This is a genomic window from Corynebacterium sp. HMSC056E09 (assembly GCF_001813425.1).
Lineage (GTDB): Bacteria > Actinomycetota > Actinomycetes > Mycobacteriales > Mycobacteriaceae > Corynebacterium > Corynebacterium hesseae.
The window spans coordinates 35202-54921 of the sequence record NZ_KV812477.1 but is presented as its reverse complement, the minus strand read 5'-3'; the positions used below and the strand labels follow the sequence as shown (position 1 = coordinate 54921).

At 61.6% G+C, this 19720-nt stretch carries 17 protein-coding genes; all 17 read right to left on the bottom strand.

Annotation, left to right across the window (positions count from 1 at the left end):
• Positions 1–185: 185 nt before the first annotated feature.
• The 17 genes from gap to coaBC all read right to left on the bottom strand — a co-directional run bounded on the left by gap (position 186) and on the right by coaBC (position 19703).
• A complete protein-coding gene (gap, locus tag HMPREF2912_RS00830; protein ID WP_070623482.1) occupies positions 186–1193 on the bottom strand; it encodes a type I glyceraldehyde-3-phosphate dehydrogenase in 1008 nt (335 codons plus the stop codon).
• A 481-nt stretch (positions 1194–1674) separates the two neighbouring features.
• Positions 1675–2664, bottom strand: a complete 990-nt coding sequence (gene whiA / locus HMPREF2912_RS00825) for a DNA-binding protein WhiA (RefSeq protein ID WP_070623485.1) — start codon at positions 2662–2664, stop codon at positions 1675–1677.
• A gap of 165 nt (positions 2665–2829) precedes the next feature.
• A complete protein-coding gene (gene yvcK / locus HMPREF2912_RS00820) occupies positions 2830–3828 on the bottom strand; it encodes a gluconeogenesis factor YvcK family protein (protein WP_070524298.1) in 999 nt (332 codons plus the stop codon).
• A 76-nt stretch (positions 3829–3904) separates the two neighbouring features.
• Entirely contained in the window at positions 3905–4786 is an 882-nt protein-coding gene (gene rapZ / locus HMPREF2912_RS00815; protein WP_070524299.1) for an RNase adapter RapZ, read from the bottom strand.
• Between the two features lie 38 nt (positions 4787–4824).
• Positions 4825–6879, bottom strand: coding sequence for an excinuclease ABC subunit UvrC (gene uvrC, locus HMPREF2912_RS00810; protein WP_070683013.1), 2055 nt, complete (start codon positions 6877–6879; stop codon positions 4825–4827).
• Positions 6879–7502, bottom strand: a complete 624-nt coding sequence (locus HMPREF2912_RS00805) for a PH domain-containing protein (protein ID WP_070564436.1) — start codon at positions 7500–7502, stop codon at positions 6879–6881. The genes uvrC and HMPREF2912_RS00805 overlap by 1 nt, the downstream gene beginning before the upstream one ends.
• Before the next feature lie 83 nt (positions 7503–7585).
• Positions 7586–8068, bottom strand: coding sequence for a 6,7-dimethyl-8-ribityllumazine synthase (gene ribH, locus HMPREF2912_RS00800; protein WP_070524305.1), 483 nt, complete (start codon positions 8066–8068; stop codon positions 7586–7588).
• 42 nt (positions 8069–8110) lie between these two features.
• The gene (locus HMPREF2912_RS00795) at positions 8111–9373 is read right to left on the bottom strand and encodes a bifunctional 3,4-dihydroxy-2-butanone-4-phosphate synthase/GTP cyclohydrolase II (protein WP_070524307.1); all 1263 of its coding nucleotides are present in this window, start codon (positions 9371–9373) and stop codon (positions 8111–8113) included.
• An 11-nt stretch (positions 9374–9384) separates the two neighbouring features.
• The gene (locus HMPREF2912_RS00790; protein ID WP_070564433.1) at positions 9385–10023 is read right to left on the bottom strand and encodes a riboflavin synthase; all 639 of its coding nucleotides are present in this window, start codon (positions 10021–10023) and stop codon (positions 9385–9387) included.
• Between the two features lie 18 nt (positions 10024–10041).
• Positions 10042–11067 carry a bifunctional diaminohydroxyphosphoribosylaminopyrimidine deaminase/5-amino-6-(5-phosphoribosylamino)uracil reductase RibD gene (gene ribD / locus HMPREF2912_RS00785; protein ID WP_083303831.1) on the bottom strand — a complete coding sequence of 342 codons (1026 nt, stop codon included), beginning with the start codon at positions 11065–11067 and terminating at the stop codon, positions 10042–10044.
• Entirely contained in the window at positions 11064–11741 is a 678-nt protein-coding gene (gene rpe, locus HMPREF2912_RS00780; protein WP_070564430.1) for a ribulose-phosphate 3-epimerase, read from the bottom strand. The genes ribD and rpe overlap by 4 nt, the downstream gene beginning before the upstream one ends.
• 28 nt (positions 11742–11769) lie before the next feature.
• Positions 11770–13344 carry an RsmB/NOP family class I SAM-dependent RNA methyltransferase gene (locus HMPREF2912_RS00775; RefSeq protein ID WP_070623488.1) on the bottom strand — a complete coding sequence of 525 codons (1575 nt, stop codon included), beginning with the start codon at positions 13342–13344 and terminating at the stop codon, positions 11770–11772.
• On the bottom strand, positions 13341–14339 hold the full coding sequence (fmt, locus tag HMPREF2912_RS00770) for a methionyl-tRNA formyltransferase (RefSeq protein ID WP_070623491.1): 999 nt from the start codon (positions 14337–14339) through the stop codon (positions 13341–13343). Before fmt ends, HMPREF2912_RS00775 begins: the two co-directional genes overlap by 4 nt.
• Before the next feature lie 88 nt (positions 14340–14427).
• Positions 14428–14937 (bottom strand): peptide deformylase, encoded by a 510-nt coding sequence (def, locus tag HMPREF2912_RS00765; RefSeq protein WP_070623494.1) that lies wholly within the window; start codon positions 14935–14937, stop codon positions 14428–14430.
• 152 nt (positions 14938–15089) lie between these two features.
• A complete protein-coding gene (locus tag HMPREF2912_RS00760) occupies positions 15090–17132 on the bottom strand; it encodes a primosomal protein N' (protein WP_070623497.1) in 2043 nt (680 codons plus the stop codon).
• An 11-nt stretch (positions 17133–17143) separates the two neighbouring features.
• Positions 17144–18367 carry a methionine adenosyltransferase gene (metK, locus tag HMPREF2912_RS00755; RefSeq protein WP_070564415.1) on the bottom strand — a complete coding sequence of 408 codons (1224 nt, stop codon included), beginning with the start codon at positions 18365–18367 and terminating at the stop codon, positions 17144–17146.
• A gap of 115 nt (positions 18368–18482) precedes the next feature.
• Entirely contained in the window at positions 18483–19703 is a 1221-nt protein-coding gene (gene coaBC, locus HMPREF2912_RS00750) for a bifunctional phosphopantothenoylcysteine decarboxylase/phosphopantothenate--cysteine ligase CoaBC (protein WP_070623569.1), read from the bottom strand.
• Positions 19704–19720 lie beyond the last annotated feature (17 nt).

The window sequence follows — 19720 nt, the reverse complement described above, 5'->3', positions numbered from 1 at the left end:
AGAAAGTGTGGTGAACGCCTAGCACGGCGGGATCGGGGCGCCGTGTGCGTTCTAGATAGACGAATAACGGCCCAGCGCACGCCACGTAATCATGAGGCGTGGCGCATGGGCCGGTTTTCTAACCTGTGGTGCTACCGCAGGCAATCACAGCTTGGTTCACTGTGCTCATTCTAAGAATTTAATCCTTAGAGCTTGGAGGCAACCAAGGAGGTGGTGCGGACGAGCTGGTTGGTGTAGCCCCACTCATTGTCGTACCAGCCGAGTACCTTGACCAGGTTACCGTTGGAGACCTTGGTCATGCCGGCATCGAAGATGCAGCCGTGCGGGTCGGTGATGATGTCAGTGGAGACAATCGGGTCCTCGGTGTAGCCCAGGGTCTCACCGAATTCGCCGGTAGCAGCTTCCTTGATGGCAGCGTTGATCTCCTCGGCGGTAACCTCGCGGGAAGCCTCGAAGGTCAGGTCGGTGGCGGAACCGGTGATGGTCGGAACGCGCATTGCGTAGCCGTCCAGCTTGCCCTCGAGCTCCGGCAGAACCAGAGCGACAGCCTTAGCAGCGCCGGTGGAGGTCGGAACCATGTTCACGGCGGCGGCGCGGGCGCGGCGCAGGTCGCGGTGCGGAGCATCCTGCAGGCGCTGGTCACCGGTGTAGGAGTGAACGGTGGTCATGAGGCCCTTCTCAATGCCGAACTTGTCGTTGAGGACCTTTGCCATCGGAGCCAGGCAGTTGGTGGTGCAGGAAGCAGCGGAGATGACATTGTGCTTCTCAGCATCGTACTTGTCGGAGTTGACGCCGTAGACGAAGGTGCCGTCGACGTTCTTGCCCGGTGCGGAGATGATGACCTTCTTGGCACCGGCCTCGATGTGAGCCTTGGCAGCCTCACCGTCGGTGAAGAAGCCGGTGGACTCGATGACGATGTCAACGTTGTGCTCAGACCACTGCAGGTTCTTCGGGTCACGCTCTGCGGAGACAGCGATGCGGTGACCGTTGACGGTGATGGACTCCTCGTCGTGCTCGATGGTGCCGTCGAAGCGGCCCAGCACGGAGTCGTACTTAAGCAGGTTGGCAAGGGTGCCGTTGTCAGTCAGGTCATTGACGGCTACGACCTCGAGGTCGGTGTTGCCCTGTGCAACTGCACGGAAGAAGTTACGGCCGATACGGCCAAATCCGTTGATACCTACGCGAATGGTCACTGTAATGTCTCCTCAAATAATCGAGTGAAGTTCTGTTGTGGGGCTTCCGAGACTCTGTCTTTAACGGCAGTGCGGTAAACCGCTTCCGCGGAACCGTTGCTCTGCCACTTCCGTGACGTGCTCGGTGGTTTTCCCAACACGGCCGATAGTACCGACCCATTGTGCTTCCCGCAGTGAGCATGTGAGCTCCTGTTGCAAGCTCTCACATGACGGCACAAAGAGGCGTACACTGTTAAGGCTTCTATCGGGGATGGTGGGGGACCAAAGTTCAGACACCTGCGGTAATGCCCGATTATGTGGGATTGTGTTGGGTGCCGGAATTGTAGGGTGGGATATCTCACTTAACCGGAAAAGAGCGGGTTAACCCAAAACAGTACGGGCACCCAAACCGTGAAAAATGCCCCAGACGAGCCTTTCAGTGCCCGAACGGGCACCCACGACTCTGTCTGGGGCAAGGATTGGAAACTACGACGTTTGGATTCTAGGACTCCTCAAAGAGATCCTCAGTCACCGCTTTCGTCGTATCCGGTACACCAAGTTCCTTGGCGCGTTTATCCGCCATGGACAATAGGCGGCGAATACGCCCAGCCACCGCGTCCTTGGTCATCGGCGGATCTGCCAATCGCCCGAGTTCTTCCAAGGAGGCTTCGCGGTGCTGCACACGTAGACGGCCAGCATCAGCCAAGTGCTCCGGCACGTCATCACCCAAGATCACCATGGCACGCTCGACGCGGGCCGCAGCGGTTACTGCCGCTCGAGCGGAACGGCGCAAGTTGGCATCGTCAAAGTTGTCGAGGCGGCGGGAGGTGTCGTGAGCCTCCCGCTGGATGCGCTTCTTTTCCCACGTCAGGCGAGTCTCCTGAGCGCCCATACGGGTCAGCAACGCGCCAATGGCGTCGCCATCGCGCACCACGACGCGGTCGGCGCCGCGTGTTTCCTTGGTCTTCGCCACCACGCCCAAACGGCGCGCGCAGCCCACGAGGGCGAGAGCCGCCTCCTGGCACGGACACGTCACCTCGAGCGCTGAAGAGCGGCCCGGCTCTGTCAATGATCCTTGAGCCAAGAAGGCTCCACGCCACGCCGCTTCATTATCAGCAACAGAACCTGAAATGACCTGCGGTGGCAGGCCCACCACGGGGTGTCCGGAGCGAGTTACCAATCCCAGCCGCCTCGTAAGCTCCTTGGCCCCAGAGGTGATTCGCACTTGCACCCTGCTCTTCTTAGAGGATGCAGCGGGACCCGCCACATGGGTGCTCGCCGCGATTGAGTACAGCTCATCGAGCGCGGTGACTAAACGATTGGCCACGCTCTGGGATTCCAATTCGACCTCGTACATCACTCGATCCCCGGTGATGTGGAGGTCACCGGCAAACCTGAGAATTGCGGCAACCTCCGCCGCACGAGCGGAATGGCGCGGTACGGACACCGCCGTAAGCTCTTCCTTGACCTGATCGGTCAACGACGCAGACACCTCGTGCCTCCCCTTTCAACTCTTGACACAGTGCACCGCGAACGTCGGCAGTAGCGCAGTACGACGCAACCTGACCTCACTCTGGAAGGCACGCAACGCGTCGCGCCGCACTTGTGCGCTATGACGTAGCAGTGAACAATGAATGCCCCATAGTCTATCGTGCGCCTAGCCCCGATGAGTGCCCGGGGCACCCGCCGTCGCCCCACGTTCGGCAGCGTACTCGGAATACAGTTCGGTGAGCACTTGCGCTAGCTTGTCTGGACAGTGTTTGTTCAGCGAGTTCCCATCAGCGTCCGTCTGACAGACATCCCGAAATACTGCGCTGGCGCCGAGCACACTAGCAGCGCGCTGCACAAAGACTCGCTCCGATTCATTGGGGAGACCGGTGCCGTCGACGATGACTTTGTCGACCCGCAGGTTTGGCGCATGCTGCGCTAGCACGTGCAGGTGGCGCTCCGCAGAAAACCCCTGGGTCTCCCCTGGTTCGGCGGAAAGATTGAGCACCACCACGCGAAGGGCATCCGACGACGTTATAGCGTTGACGATGTCCGGAACGAGAACGTGCGGGAGCACGGAGCTAAACCACGAGCCGGGGCCCAAGGTGATCAGATCCGCGTCGTGCAGCGCAGCGATCGTTTCCGGGTTAGCTTCCGGCTTCTCCGGGATGATGCGCACGCGGCGCACCTGCCCCACAGTTGAGGCAACGGCCACCTGGCCGCGCACGGAGCGCATGATACGGGGGTCGTCGTCAAGCCCGGAAACATCCGCCTCAATCTCGAGCGGTAGATTGACGGCCGGCAGCACCCGTCCGGCCGACTCCGTCAAACGCGCAACGGCATCGAGCGCCGCCTGGAAGTCCCCCAACACCTCGTTGAGACCGGCGATAAGGAGATTGCCCACAGCGTGCCCGGCCATGGCACCAGTGCTCTGGAATCGATGCTGCAAAGTAGAAGCCCACAGCTGTCCTTCTTCCGAATCGCTCGACAGAGCGGCAAGGGCCATGCGCAAATCACCAGGCGGGATTATATCCATCTCACGGCGTAAGCGGCCGGAGGAACCGCCATCATCGGCCACGGTGACGATGGCGGAGATTGTCTCCGCGCCCGTACGGCGTGCGGCCAGCAGAGTTTGATACAGCCCATGGCCGCCGCCCAGGCTAGCCATGTGGATAGGGAGAGTCGTCACGGGAACACTAGCTTTCAACTACTCAGGTAGGGAATGAATACGTATCTTATCGCACCTAATCGCGAGAAATATCTCGGTGCAACGTGCTCACATCGAGGTCACCGCGGTCCCTGAGGCGGCGGGCAATCTCTTCCGTAACGGCCACGGAGCGATGGTGTCCACCGGTACAACCGATACCCACGGTGATGAAGTTCTTCCCCTCATGGCGGTAGCCGGTGAGCATCGAGTCAAACATGGTGATGAACCGCTCGATAAAGGGCTCAGCCGCCTCTTGAGACAAGACATAATCCGCAACCGGCTCGTCGGTGCCACGGTACCCCCGCAGCTCAGGTACCCAATAGGGATTGGGAAGAAAGCGAACATCAACGACAAGGTCCGCATCACGCGGGGAACCATGCTTGAAGCCAAAGGACTCAAGCGTGACGTGTTGCTTCTCATGACCCATTTCGCCGAAGGATGCTTCTATCGCGCGACGCAGATCATGGACGGACAGGTTGGTCGTATCGATGATGATATCCGCGCGCTCGCGAATTGATTGCACCGCTGCGCGCTCACGTTGGATGCCTGCTTTGAGGGTTTCACCCTCCTGCATCGGGTGGGTACGCCGCACCGAATCGAAGCGACGGATGAGCACATCATCGCGCGCATCGAGGAAAAGCAGGGTGGGCTTCATATCCAGCTTTTCGAGTTCCTCCAAGGTTTCCGCTAAAGAACCCGGAAACATTCGGGAACGCACATCGGTCACCGCGGCAATCTTTGTCACCGGGGAATCGGGCCGAGCGCACAGCCTCAGTAGGTCGACGATAGACTTCGGCGGAATGTTGTGGGCTACGTAATAGCCCTTATCCTCCAGCACTTTAGCCGCCGACGTCAGGCCACCGCCTGACATGCCCGTGATCAAAATGGGTGGGGAGTCTAACAGCGTCATGACTTCCATTCTTACCATCTGATCACGAGGCAAGGAGGGAAACCTGCTTAGGAATCCTGGAGATGATCAAATACCGTCTGCGCCAGCTTCGGGCCAAACCCCTTCACCGCAGCAATCTCCTCCACGCTGGCCTCTTTGAGCTTCTTCACTGACCCGAAGTGCTTCACCAGATCGGTGCGCCGCTGCGGCCCCAATCCCGGTACCGCATCGAGTACGGACGAGCGCATCCGCTTCGACCGCTGCTGTCGGTGGTACGTAATAGCTACGCGGTGCGCCTCATCGCGGAGGTGCTGAAGAAGAAATAGCGCCTGCGAATTACGCGGCAGAATCACCGGCTCATCATCGCCCGGGACCCACACTTCTTCCAGGCGCTTGGCCAGGCCGATGAGTGTCACATCGACGATGCCGAGCTCGTCGAACACCGCCTGCGCCGCCGCCACCTGCGGTGCGCCACCGTCGACGATGAACAGTTGCGGCGGGTAGGAGCTGCGTTTGGTCTGGCTCGCGGCCTCCTCGCGGACCATTTCTTCAGCGAAGGTGGTGTTTTCCAGCTCCTCGTCCGGAACCGCTCGTTTGTCCTCGTGGTGGTGCTTGAAGCGGCGCCGGGTCACCTCAGCGATGGATCCCACGTCGTTGGAGCGGCCATCGCCCGCCGCCTCCTTGATGCGGTAGCGGCGGTAATCGGACTTGCGCGGTAGCCCATCTTCGAAAACCACCAGGGAGGCCACGACATCGGTGCCCTGAATGTGCGAGATATCCGTGCACTCGATGCGCAGCGGCGCGGAATCCATGTCCAACGCTTCCTGCAGCTCCTGCAGGGCTGCGGATCGAGCAGTAAGGTCTCCGACTCGCTTGAGTTTGTGCTGCCGCAGCTGCTCCTTCGCATTGCGCTCGACGGTCTCCATCAAGGCGCGCTTGTCACCGCGTTGCGGAACCCGCAAGTCAATCTGCGCGCCCCGCAGGTCCTCCAGAACTATCTTCACTTCACCGGCTTCGTCCGGCAGCGTTTGGACCAAGATCTCACGGGGGATGGCGTTTCCCCGATGAACCGCGGTATGGGATTCCTGGTCTACTCCCCTGCGCTCCAGCTTGGCGTCTTCCGCGGCCTCCTGGCGCTGACGCTCCACGGCATCCGAATAGAACTGGATTAAGAAATTCTGGATGAGCGCCGGAAGCCCCGGATCAGGCTGTCCTTCCTCGATTGGCTCCGTGATGGCTTGGTCACCGGAGCGTTCCACCACCCAGCCTCGCTGGCCGCGGATGCGCCCCGCGCGCACGTGAAAGATCTGAACTGCCGCCTCCAACTCGTCGGAGCTAAACGCGATGAGGTCGGCGTCGGTGCCGTCGGAAAGCACCACAGCCTGTTGCTCCATGAGCTTGTCAATCGCGCCGAGATCGTCGCGCAGGCGGGCAGCCAACTCGAACTCGAGGTTCTCTGAGGCCTCCTCCATTCGCTGCGTTAGTCGCTTGCGCACAGGACCGGTATTGCCGTTCATGAAGCTCAGCAGCTGGTTCACCGTCTCACGGTGTTCCTCGGCGCTCACCCTGCCAATGCAAGGGGCATCGCATTTTCCGATATAACCCAACAAACAAGGCCGCCCCAAGCGCTCATGGCGGTTGAATACCCCTTTGGCGCACGTGCGCATGGGGAAAATTCGCGTCAGCAGGTCAAGCGATTCACGCACTGCCCAGGCGTGGGAATAGGGGCCAAAGTAGCGCACACCTTTACGGCGTGGGCCGCGGTAGAAAAACGCTCGCGGGATGGTTTCCCCCACAGATACCGCGAGCATCGGATACGTTTTGTCATCGCGGTACATGACGTTGAAGCGTGGATCGAAGCGCTTAATCCACGTGTACTCCAACTGCAGCGCTTCCACTTCGCTGGCCACCACGGTCCATTCCACCGAAGCCGCAGTGAGGACCATTTGGCGGGTCCGCGGGTGCAGTTGCGTGATGTCTTGAAAGTAGTTCGATAGCCGCGCCCGCAAATTCTTTGCCTTGCCCACATAGATGACGCGGCGATTGTCATCGCGGAACTTATAAACGCCCGGATCCGTGGGGATGCTTCCGGGCGCAGGGCGGTACTCAGAGGGATCGGCCACTAGTCATCCTGCGGCATGTAGCGGGCTTCCAAGTCACGGAAAGAGCGGACCTTGGTGATAATGTCCTGCTTATCGCCCGATTGCAGGGCCCACACCGGAACATATTCAAAGTCAGGAAGTTCGATGCGTGCCATGCGCGAGCCTTCGGGAAAGGACAGGCCATAGATGACCTGCCACGGGTAGAAGCGGGTTCCCACAATGTTGCGGATCTCTACGCCATCGGAGTTCGCGCGCAGCCGCGGACGCGTCAGTGCCAACCAAGACAGGATGGAGATAATCACGCCGACGCCGGGGAAGGCAAACTTATCAATCGTCGTCACAGTCGCGCCGGTAAAGGACAAGCCAACCGTGAAGCCCATAAACAGGTGCGCTGCCATCACAAGGATGATCCAGATGATTGCCACCTTGCGCAGATAGGGCGAGGTGGCCTCATACTCCCAGGGCTTGGATGAAGTCTGGGCGAAGGGATCGGCGCTGGTATAAGCCCGCACCTGCTCATCGCTCACGCTCGAGGAACCCCCAGACGCAGCGGCCGCCACCGGCTGCGAGGATTGGGAGGCCTTGCCAGCGCGGGCTGATCGCGCGCGCTCTTCGTGCGCCGAAGGCACCTGTGGATCCGTCATCGAGTTTCCATCTCCTCATCACTCCGCTAAGAAAGGCCACGGACCTGCGCGGTATGCAGATCGCCGTGGTTGCGCTTGGCAGCCTACTTTAGGGTCGACTCGTTCAGTGTACGCAACGTATGCACGGTTTCTAAAGCTGCATGCATAGCCTCCGCGCCTTTATCTTCTGAAGAGTTCTCAAATCCGGCGCGATCGACGGCTTGCTCATAGTCGTTCACCGTCAGGACACCATTTCCCACAGGCGTCGACTCGTCGAGAGCAATGCGCGTCAGTCCCTGCGTGACCGAATCACACACGTAGTCAAAGTGCGGAGTGCCGCCGCGGACGACACAGCCCAGCGCCACGACAGCATCGTGGGTGCGCGCCGCAGCTTGGACCACGACGGGCAGCTCAAGGGCGCCGACGACGCGCAACGGAGTGACCTCAGCGCCAGCGGCTTCGGCGGTCTCAAGCGCGCGGCGGTGCAGCTGATCGCAGATCTCGGCGTTCCACGTGGCGGTGACTACGGCGACGCGCAGTCCCTCTCCCGAAACATTGTTCGGGGTTGGCAGGCCTTCCTTGCTCACGGTGTGCTCCTTTGTTTTGTTCTAGTGTTCGGTCTTAATGCTCTAAGAGTGTTTGAGATCCCATTCGGCCACCTGTGGCAGGTCGTGGCCCATCCTGTCGCGCTTCGTGCGCAGATAGCTAATGTTTTCGGCCGTGGCGGGTGTAGCCAGCCCGGTGCGGGCGGTGGCGTCAATGCCGAAGCCCTGTAGCCCTTCACCCTTGTGTGGGTTGTTGGTCAAGAGGTTGACGGATTTCACGCCCACATCGCGCAGGATTTGTCCGGCAACGGAGTACTCGCGGGCGTCTTCAGGCAGCCCCTGTTCCACGTTGGCGTCGACGGTGTCCATCCCGTCATCTTGCAAGCGATAGGCCTTGAGCTTGTTCACCAAGCCAATGCCACGCCCTTCCTGTCCGCGAAGGTAGATGACAATGCCACGCCCGGCCGCTTGGACCGCGCGGAGGGATTCCTGCAGCTGCGGGCCGCAGTCACAGCGCTCAGATGCAAAGACATCACCGGTCAGGCACTCAGAGTGCACGCGGACAGGTACGTCTTCCGCACCGGAATAGCTCTCCACGTCACCGACGAAGAGGGCAATGTGCTCGCGCTTGTCGACGCCATTCACATAGCCCACCGCGCGAAACTCGCCGTACTCGGTGGGCAGGCGGGTTTCTACCTCGCGGTGAACCTGTTGCTCATTGTGGCGGCGCCATTCGATGAGCTGCTCGATGGAGATCATCGTGAGCCCATGGGCGTCGGCAAAGCGGCGCAGCTCCGGCGAGCGAGCCATATCCGTGGGGTCTTCTTCGGAAACGATCTCACAGAGCACGCCGGCCGGGCGGAGCCCCGCCAACCGTGCCAGATCGATCGCGGCTTCCGTGTGGCCATCACGCTCGAGCACACCATTCGGGCGGGCAGCCAGCGGGACGACATGGCCCGGGCGCGTAAACTGCGACGGCTCGGAGGAGGGATCAGCCAACTTGCGGATGGTCTCACAGCGCGAGGTAGCGGAGATGCCAGTGGAGCCATTAGCCAGGTCCACGGTGACGGTGTAGGCGGTCTGCCGCACGTCCTGGTTAACCGCCATCATCGGGGGCAAGTTCAGGCGCTTGCAGTCCTCTGGGAGCAAAGGTGCACAAATATATCCGGAGCTATAACGCACCATGAAAGCCACGAGTTCCGGGGTGGCGAGCTCGGCGGCGAAGATGAGATCACCTTCGTTTTCCCGATCTTCATTGTCCACGACGACGACGGCCTTGCCGGCCGCGATGTCGGCGATGGCTTGCTCGACGCTATCTAAACTAAAAGCTGAATCTGCAGCGCTCATAAGGACTAACTCTATCCCTCTGTGCCCGCGGCGTGGGCGTTAGGGTGAACCATTTTCTCAACATACTTTGCAACCACGTCTACCTCGAGGTTTACGCGGTCGCCGGGCGCCATCGCACCAAACACGGTATCGCGCAATGTGGTGGGAATGAGAGAGACCTCAAAAAAGCCATCCGCGCCAGGTTTATCTTCATCCGCCGACACCGCGGACACCGTCAGGGACGTTCCTTGGACGGCGATGGATCCCTTCTCCACGACGTATCGGGCGAGCTCCCGCGGCAGGCTAAAACGCAACACCTCCCAGTGCTCCGAGGGGGTGCGGGAAAGCAGCGTGCCGGTGCCATCGACATGGCCTTGCACGATGTGGCCGCCCAAACGAGTCGTTGGGAGCACCGCCCGCTCGAGGTTAACCGCCGAACCCACTTCGAGTTCTCCCAATGAACTACGGTTCAAGGATTCCTTCATAACGTCTGCGATGAAGGTTCCTTCTCCCAGCTCGGCTACTGTCAGGCAGACGCCGTTGACAGCGATGGAATCACCCAACTGCGCATCACTCAGCACGGTGGATGCCGCGATGCCCAAACGGACTGCATCGCCCTGCGGTTCCACGCTATCGACGCGCCCGACTTCTTCTACGAGTCCGGTAAACATAGTCCGTACTCCCCTTTCCTACTTCTCGTTCTTCCGGTATTCCACGAGCAGGTCGGCGCCAAGCTCGGTAACCGCCGCGCGCTCCCACCTCGGAGCCAGCGCCAAGCTCGAGGCCACAGCCCGAGTGAGAACTCCCCTGCCCTGGCCAAGGATGACGTTGCCGATGTATGCCTGAATGAAATCCACGCTGCCCAGTTCCATAAAGCTCGTCGCGAGTCCAGCGCCGCCTTCGACGAGAATGTCGCGCGCGCCGCTGGCGTATAGCTCGGCTAGCGCCTCCTGCGGGGTGGCATAGTGCTCGAAACCTAGCTTTGCCAGATTACTGCTTCCGCCTCGGTCCACGTCCCGGGAGCCGATGACGACGCGCCGCGGCTGCGTTTCACGCAATGAGCCGTCCGGGTAGCGTGCCGTCAACGACGGGTTATCTGCCAGCGCGGTGCCCGTGCCGATGAGGATGGCATCCCTTTGTGCCCGGTCGCGGTGCACATGCTCGCGAGCCTGCTCTCCGGTAATCCATTGGCTGCTGCCATCCACTGCGGCGGTGAACCCGTCGAGGCTTTGGGCAAACTTGAGCGTCACGTGCGGCCTGCCCAAGCGCACCGAACCCAACCACCCGGCGAGTGCATCGCTCACGCCTTCCGGCGCCTCAATATGCCCCACGGTAATGCCGGCGCCGCGCAATGTGGCCGCGCCGCCGCCGGCCTCCGGGGTGGGGTCTGGGTGGAGGAAGTAAACGGCGGCCACAGAGGCATCGATAAGCGCCTGCGCACAGGGCCCAGTACGGCCGGTGTGGTTACAGGGTTCCAAGGTAACGACCGCCGTGCCGCCGCGCGCCTTGTCGCCCGCATCGCGCAACGCCATGACTTCGGCATGCGGACCGCCCGGGGGCTGGGTTGCGCCGACACCGGCGACGCGGCCGGCGGCATCAAGTATGACCGCTCCTACAGGCGGGTTTGGGCTCGTCGTGCCGCGCACCTTATCGCCGGCCTCCATGGCCACACGCAGCGCCCGCGTGAGAACCGCTGAGTCTAGGTGTGGGATCACAGCGTGGCCAAGCTACGCAGCTCGTCGACGGCCGCTGCCTTATCTGCTTGTTTGTAGATGGCGGAACCTGCGACGAAAGCATCGCAGCCCGCCTCGGCGGCGGAGCGAATCGTTTCAGCGGAAATGCCACCGTCAATCTCGATGAGGACGTCCAGACCGCGCTCGTCGATGGCCGCGCGCAAGGCGCGCACCTTGTCCAGCTGATCCGGCATAAAGCTCTGACCGCCAAAGCCCGGCTCAACTGACATAACGAGCACTTCGTCGAAGTGCTCGAGGGCGTCCAGCCAAGGCTCGATCGGCGTGCCCGGCTTAATGGAAAAGCCCGCGCGCACACCTAAATCCCGGATTGTGCGCGCCAGGGCGATGGCCGCGTCCTTGTCGGCGACGGCCTCGACGTGGAAGATGATGCAATCGGCGCCGGCCTTTGCGTAGGTTTCTACCCACTTCTCGGGTTCCTCAATCATGAGGTGAACGTCCAGCGTCTGCGGTGTAATCCCGTCCACCGTCGCAGTGATATCCGGGCCAAAAGACAGGTTCGGGACGAAGTGTCCATCCATAATGTCAACGTGGATCCAATCCGCGTTGGCCACGGCGCGGACCTCGTCGCCCAAACGGGTGAAGTCGGCGGCCAAGATGGACGGGGAAATAATGGGACCAGACGAGAGTGCAGACATGACCTTCAGCCTAGTCCCTCTCGCAGCCTCAGTCCGCTACTCGGCGCAAGACCGCGAAAAACATCGCATCGGTGCCATGGCGGTGCGGCCACATCTGCGCGGACAGCTCGGCGCCAAGGTCCCCCATCTCCGGCAGCACGTCGCGCGCATCCAGTTCTTCGATGTGAATCGCTGATCCCTCTGCGTGCCGTTGCACGGCGGCATCCACGATGCCCCTGGTCTCACGCAGGTCCGGCGAGCAAGTCGAGTACACCACGACGCCACCTGGGCGCACCAGCTCCAACGCGGACTCGAGCAGCTCGGTTTGCAGCTGGTTAAGCTCCGCAATGTCTGATTCGGCCTTGCGCCAGCGAGCTTCCGGGCGCCGGCGGAGCGCGCCTAGGCCGGAGCAGGGGGCGTCGACCAGCACGCGGTCGAAGCCTGGTTTCAGTCCTGGTGCTCGGCCGTCCGCTTGGTGCACGCGCACTGGCAGGTCCCCCACCGTCTTTTCCACCAACGTGGCGCGATGCGGGGAGACTTCGACGGCATCGACTGTCGCGCCCTCTATGCGTGCAATTGCACCCATGAGGGCGGCCTTGCCACCAGGTCCGGCGCACAGATCCAGCCAGCGTCCGGTGTCTTCACCACTGAGCTCGGCTTCCGTTACCGCGCGGGCAATGAGCTGCGAACCTTCGTCCTGGACCGCCGCTAGCCGCTGGCGAACCGGCTCTAGCGAACCAGGATCCCCGTGCTCAAGGTAGACCGCATAGGGAGAATAGCGACCTTCCTCGCAACCGGTGATCAGGGCGAGTTCTTCGGCGGAGATCTCACCGGGGCGCGCTACCAAGTGCACAACAGGGCGTTGGGAGTCCGCCTCGAGCGCGCACTCCAGCTCACGCGACTGGTCGGCGCTGAGCGCACCAGTGCTATCGGGGCCCAATACGCCCAAGGCACGGCCGAAGGAGCGGGCAATCCACTCCGGATGGGCATGGCGGAAGGCCAAAGCAGCCACCTGGCCTTGGGGAGCAAGCTGATCCAACCACGCTTGCGCCGGCGTACGGGTGATGGTGCGCATGATGCCGTTGGCAAAACCTTTAGCCTTGTCCTGGCCAGCTGCCTCCACGAGGCGCACGGTAGTATCGACAGCCGCGTGTGCCTCAACGCGGGTATAGAGCACCTGGTAGGTTCCCATTCGCAGGGCGGTGAGCACGTCGGGGGCGATAGCGTCGAGGCCACGAGAGGCGCACTCGGCGATGACGGCATCGAGCACGCCCTCGGTCCGCAGCGTGCCGTAGGTTAACTCGGTGGCGAAGGCAGCATCGCGGCCACTGAGGCTATTGGCACGTACGGCTTTCGGCAGCGTGAGGTTGGCAAAGGCATCGTCTGCATCCACGCGTTGCAATACTTCGAAAGCCACCGCGCGTGGACGATCCACCCCGCAGCGCTGCGCGGCAGAAACCACCGAGGTCGACGGCGCTGGGCGACGTGTATCGTGACGCTGACCGCCGCGACGCTCCCTGTTGCCCTTGGCAGTGCGTTTCGCACCGCCGCGTTGCTGCTTCCCACGCTGCGCGCGGTCTGCAGGATCGCCTGACTTGCTGCGGGATCTAAAACCTCCGCTCATGAGAACTTCACCTCATCCTCGCCGCCTTCTACTGACTGCGAAGCCTGGTGTGCAAGCCCGCGGCCCCAGTCGGCGGCATTCATCATCTTCTTGCCTGGCGGTTGAATCTTTCCCAAACGAACCGGGGAGCTGCCAGTACCGACCATCACTTCCTTCTTGGCCACGTGGACTTCACCCGGCTGCAATGCGGAAAGCGCGGAGTGTTCAGTACGGTCCTCAAGTTCTGTGGGTGGCACAGGTTCTACTGGACCAAGCTTTAAGCGTGACTGCCCCAACAGGGTCCAAGCACCCGGCCCCGGGGTATGCGCGCGAATGTGGCGATCAACGGCCTCGGCGGGCGCAGTCCAGTCAATGCGGGCATCGTCGGTAGAGATCTTGTGCGCGTAGGAGGCTTCACCTACTTGCGGCTGCGGCGCGATGCTGCCGTCTTCCAACCCATCCATGGTCCGCACGAGGAGGTCGCCACCGGCATAGGCCAACCGCGTCAATAAGTCATCCGCGGTATCGGTGTCTTGGATGTCCTCGTCGATCGTAGCGAGGATGTCCCCAGTATCCAGGCCTTGGTCGATGCGGAAGGTCGTAGCACCCGTGCGAGTATCCCCAGCCGCAATGGCTGCTTGCACCGGTGCCGCGCCTCGCCACGCCGGGAGCAGGGAGAAGTGAAGGTTCACCCAACCGTGCGTCGGAAGGCTCAGCAAGTCCTCGGTGATCAGGTTTCCGTAGGCAACCACGGGGATAGCCTCGGGAGCAATGTCTGCTAGTCGTGCACGCAGGGCATCACCGTCCTCGGTGCCAGGCTTAAGTGTGGTCGGCGTGAGCACCTCGATACCGTGCTTTTCCGCCAGTGCCTTCACCGGACTTGGATGAACGGTGCGGCCACGGCCCCGGCGGGCGTCAGGCCGAGTAATGACGGCGGCCACCTCATGGGGTGAGTCGATGAGCTTCTCCAAAGCCACAACTGCGGGCTCCGGGGTTCCGGCAAAAACAATACGCACTGCTAGAGCATGCCTTTCTCGTGTGAGAGTTTCTAAATCTAATGTTCAAAAGTAAGTCTGCTGTACTGCTGATTAAGAAGGGCTACGGCTATGTGTTGAACCACTCCGATTGGCGGATGGTTTTCATAGAGTCCTTCCGCAGTTCATCGCTCAAACGCTGCAAGAACAAGATCCCATCCAAGTGGTCCGTCTCGTGTTGGATACAACGCGCCATCAGCCCAGAGGCAAGCATGGATATCGGGCGGCCGTGTGGGTCGAATCCGCGCAGACGTACGGTAGAAAAGCGTTCAGTGGGCTGAGAAATGCCGGGGATGGACAAGCAACCTTCGGTCCCCAACTGCATGTCCTGGCCCACCGCTTCCCATACCGGGTTAATGACGGCACCGCGCAAACCATGCTGATAATGCGAGCAATCGAAGACAAAGATGCGTTTGGTCACACCGATCTGGTTGGCCGCTAGACCTACTCCCCCTGCGGCTTCCATTGTCTCCAGCATGTCCTGAGCCAAGCGTTCCAGTGATGGCCCGAACTCGGTGATTTCCTCAGCTCTGGTGGTGAGGACCGGGTCGCCGTAGAGACGAACCTCTCGCACGGTCATAGTGGTACTCCTCGTGGTTGACGGTGTGGCACGTCGTGCGGGGGTTGTCGGCCTAGGCATTCCTCGCCTGCCCAGGACCCTCCGCGCTCCTGCACCGAGAATAGTTCACCTTCCGCGGGAGGCGCTCGACAGGGGTGGAAAGGAGCGCAGCGTTAACCGATGTTTATCGGATCCACGGCGATACGCAGAGGCAAGACATCCTTGCGAGCGCTGCGCAAGGAATTGGCTGTGCGCAAGGCCTGGCCCAGCAGGGACCTCGGGCCCAGCGGGGTTCGAATTAGCAGACGCTGTGGTTCGCCGCCGCGCTCATGATCGTATTCACCCGGCAAGCTCACGCCAGGCGGCAACGGTACGGGCCCGAGAAGCTCCGCATGCTCCGGCAGTTCCGCTAGCTCCAGGAAGGCATCGAGGGAGGCGTCCGCCCCGTCGATCGCCGCCATATGCACCGCGGGCGGAAAGCGAACCTCGCGGCGCGCCTGCAACTCGGCCGCCGCGGCACCTACCATGTCCCACCGGCTAAAGAAATCCACAAGCGGCAGCTGTTCATCAGCGGCGACGATAACGACACCACCCTCCTTGGCTGGCGCAACGAGGGTGGCCGCCGCGGCCCATGTGGCCAACGTGTCCTCCGTGGCGCGCAGATCCTGGCGGCCAAGCAACGCTCCGGTTTCCACAAGGAGCGCAGCCCCGTACATCCCGTTCTTCGCTACGCGCGGCTCCGCGCCGGGTGTCGCGATGACGAGCGCCGGCGCGTCTGGGATTTCATTTACGACGGTGGATCCACCGGATTGAATCACGCGTGTATTGGGAAAGGCCCGGCCCATCTCTTCCGCAGTGCGCTCGGAGCCCAACACGATGGCGCGTAATCGCGGTGAGCCGCACTCCGAACAGCGGTAATGCGCGTCAACGCGCCCGCACCACCGGCACGTGGGCAGCGCCGCAGAATCGGTCGACTCGTGCTTCGAGCCGCGAGCGGAAGGCAGACCTAAGGGACCGTTGCAATGACGACACCGTGCAGGAGATGCACACTGCCCACAGGCGAGGATTGGGGCGTAGCCCTTGCGCGGGACTTGAACAAGGACGGGCTCGCCGCGGTCGAGGGCTGCGCGCGTGGCTTGGAAGGCGGGGCCGCTTACCGACGTCGTGCCTCCCCGCATATGGCGGGCCACGTTGACGCCATACGCACCCACCGCAACGATTTCGGGGCGCCTATCTTCCAGTGTGTTCGCGGCGGGTAGAAGATCGTGGGCCCACCCCGATTCAACGAGCAGTTGGGCTTCCGCGGTGCGGGCGTGGCCGGCGAGGATGAGGCTGCAACCTTCCTGCGCGGAGCGTGTGCTCAGCACTTCCCTGGAGTGGACATAGGGCTTGAGGTTGTCAACCAGGCTATCGTCGCCATCGTTGAGCAGGACGGCCAATTGGAGGCCCTTGACTGGGGCGAAGGCGGCGGAGCGAGTTCCGATGACGATTCGAGCTTGACCCGTCAACGCCGATAGATAGCGGCGATAGCGCGCCTGGGGGCCGGTGCTGTGCGCGAGCACCGTGATTTGTTTGGCAGAGACGTGGCGGCGAAAGGCCTCCTCGAGCTGATCCAGGTCCTTCTGGTCCGGTACGACCATGAGCACGCCGCCGCCTTGGAGCGCCACACTGGTGCCCAGCGCTGCCAGCGCGCTTGCCCAATCCTCCCCCGGCGCTATCTGCCATGCTGCTCGCGCAATATGGCCCGACAGCACCGAGTCCACGAAGGACTCACCATGCTGGTACCCGGACCACGCAGAGAGATCCGGGTGCTCCGCTGTACCTAATTCTTCCCACGGTGTATCGACATCCGCTTCCTCAGCCTTGGCATGACGCGCCGGGATGGCGGCGCGGATGATATCGGAGCGCACGCCGCCATAACGGGCTGCAAGGGATTCGATGAGCGCCGACATTTCCGGCGAGTACACCGCAAAGGGGGAAATGACGCGATCGATATAGCGAAGCGATCCAGCGAAGTCGGAATCGCTGGCGCGGGAGAGCAGGATGGCGTCGACCAGTCGACCATTGAAGCGAATGCGCACGCGTACGCCTGGCTGGGCGGCCTGCGAATCCGATTCATCGATGAGGTAGTCGAATTCGCGGTCCAGGTGCGCTACCCCCAACAAAGGCAACACCCGCGCGACCGGTTGCTGGGCGGCGGGTGTCTTCTTGGGCATAGCGCCCGATTCTACAGGCCGGCGGCGCGGCGCAAGTCGACGGCCCGCGAGGTGTCCTCCCATGGAAGGTCAACATCGGTGCGGCCAAAGTGGCCGTAGGCCGCGGTTTGACGGTAGATCGGGCGCTGCAGGTTGAGCTCGCGGATAATGGCGGCGGGGCGCAGATCAAAAACCTTGTCCACCGCAGCCTGAATGTCGGCATCGCTCAAACCGGCTTGAGCAGTGCCGAAGGTCTCGACATAGAGACCAACGGGCTTCGCGCGGCCAATAGCGTATGCAACCTGCACTTCGGCGCGGTCGGCCAGACCGGCGGCCACGATGTTCTTAGCTACCCAACGCATAGCGTAGGCGGCTGAGCGGTCCACCTTGCTCGGATCCTTGCCGGAGAAGGCACCGCCACCGTGGCGGGCCATGCCGCCGTAGGTGTCGACGATGATCTTGCGTCCAGTCAGGCCTGCATCGCCCATTGGCCCGCCAAGAATGAAGGAACCAGAGGGGTTGATGAGGAGCTCGGTGTCTTCGGTGTAGTACTTGCTCAGGTTCGCATCGTTGACGACCCACTCGACTACATGGGTACGAAGCTGCTCCGCGAGCCATTCCTGGGTCACCTCCGGATCATGCTGGGTGGAGATGACAATTGTCTCTAAGCGAGTCGGCACATCGTTCTCGTCATATGCAAAGGTGACCTGGGTCTTGCCATCTGGGCGCAGGGAAGGAACGATGCCTTCCTTGCGGACCTGGGTGAGGCGACGCGAAAGGTGGTGTGCCGTAGAGATCGGCAGCGGCATGAATTCTGGAGTCTCATTCGTTGCGTAGCCGAACATGAGGCCTTGGTCGCCAGCGCCATATTGATCGTCGTCCTCAAACTGGCCCGAGCGAACCTCGGTTGAGGCGTCCACTCCGGCGCCAATCTCTTGGGATTGCTCACCAATCGCTACGTTGACTCCGCAGGTGTGGCCGTCAAATCCCACGTCAGAGGAAGTAAACCCGATCTCAACGAGGGTCTTGCGTACAATCTGCGGGATCTCCACATACCCGGAGGTGCGCACCTCACCCACAACGTGAACTTGGCCCGTGGTGACAAGAGTCTCCACGGCGACGTGTGCGTTTGGGTCTTCCTTAAGAAGGGCGTCAAGAATGGCGTCCGAGATAGCGTCACAAATCTTATCCGGGTGACCTTCTGTCACGGATTCGCTGGTAAAAAGACGTACCGCCTGAACAGCTGTTTCAGTCACAAATCTTCCTTAAACTAGTTCTGCGCGCCGTGGGCAAGGCAGCGCCTATCCCACGCCCCGGCTAATAACACGGCCCCATCGTAGACCAAGCGGTCTACAGCTGCAAGAACGAGCGCTACCTTTCCAGAATTTCATTCACCACGTTAAGTATCTGGGCAGCTACAACCTGCTTCGATCCCGGTTCAACCTCCACCGGATCAGCACCCTTCCGAAGGATCCACCCTGCACTCGTTGGCTGTCCGAAGACCTTGCCCTCCCCAACCTCGTTGGCCATGAGTACATCGCACCCCTTCTTCACGAATTTTTGCTGGGCGTACTCGAGCACGCTCGTGTGTGCATCCCCGGTCTCCGCTGCAAAACCGACGATGATGGCATCGCGCTTCAAGTCCCCATTCTCGCGGCGTTCGACCAACCCCTTGAGGATATCCGGGTTTTCCACCAGCTCGAGATGATCTAAGTCCTCGTCAGCGGTCCCCTTCTTCATCTTGGAGTCCGCGACGGAAGCCGGCCGATAGTCTGAAACAGCTGCAGCCATGATGACGATATCCGCATCCGCTGCTTCGGCGTTCATTGCCTTGTGCATATCGCGAGTGGAAGTCACCCGCACAACGGAGGCGCCTGATGGAATAGGAAGCGCGTCAGTATTCCCGGCAACGATAGTAACTTCTGCACCGCGCTGCGCGGCTACTTCTCCCAAGGCAAAGCCCTGGCGACCAGAGGAACGATTGCCCAGGTACCGCACCGGATCTAGGTTCTCCTGCGTTCCCCCAGCAGAAATCACGACCTTGAGCCCCTGCCAATCATGCGCCACGCGGTGGCCAGCCATAATCGTGCGGGCAAACTCCGCTATCTGCCCCGGTTCCGGCAAGCGGCCTGCGCCGGTATCAACGCCGGTGAGCCGCCCATGGGCCGGTTCCATCACGATAACGCCGCGACGACGCAATGTCGCCACGTTGTCTTGCGTCGCTGGATTGAGCCACATCTCCGTGTGCATAGCTGGGGCAATGATGACAGGACACGTAGCAACCAACACAGAGGCGCTCAGCAGATCATCGGCGCGGCCACAGGCCAACCGAGCGATCAAGTCAGCGGTGGCTGGGGCGATGACGACGGCATCGGCCTGCTGCCCCAGCGCGACATGCTGCACCTCATCGACTGCATCGAAAACGGTAGTCGAGACCGGATGCCCTGACAGGGCCTCGAAGGTGGCTGCACCGACGAAATTTAACGCGGCTTCTGTAGGAATCACGCGGACATCATCGCCGTGCTCAGTGAAGTCCCGAATCAGATGACACGCTTTATAGGCTGCGATACCGCCGGCCACGCCAACAAGGATGCGACGCGGCTGCGCGG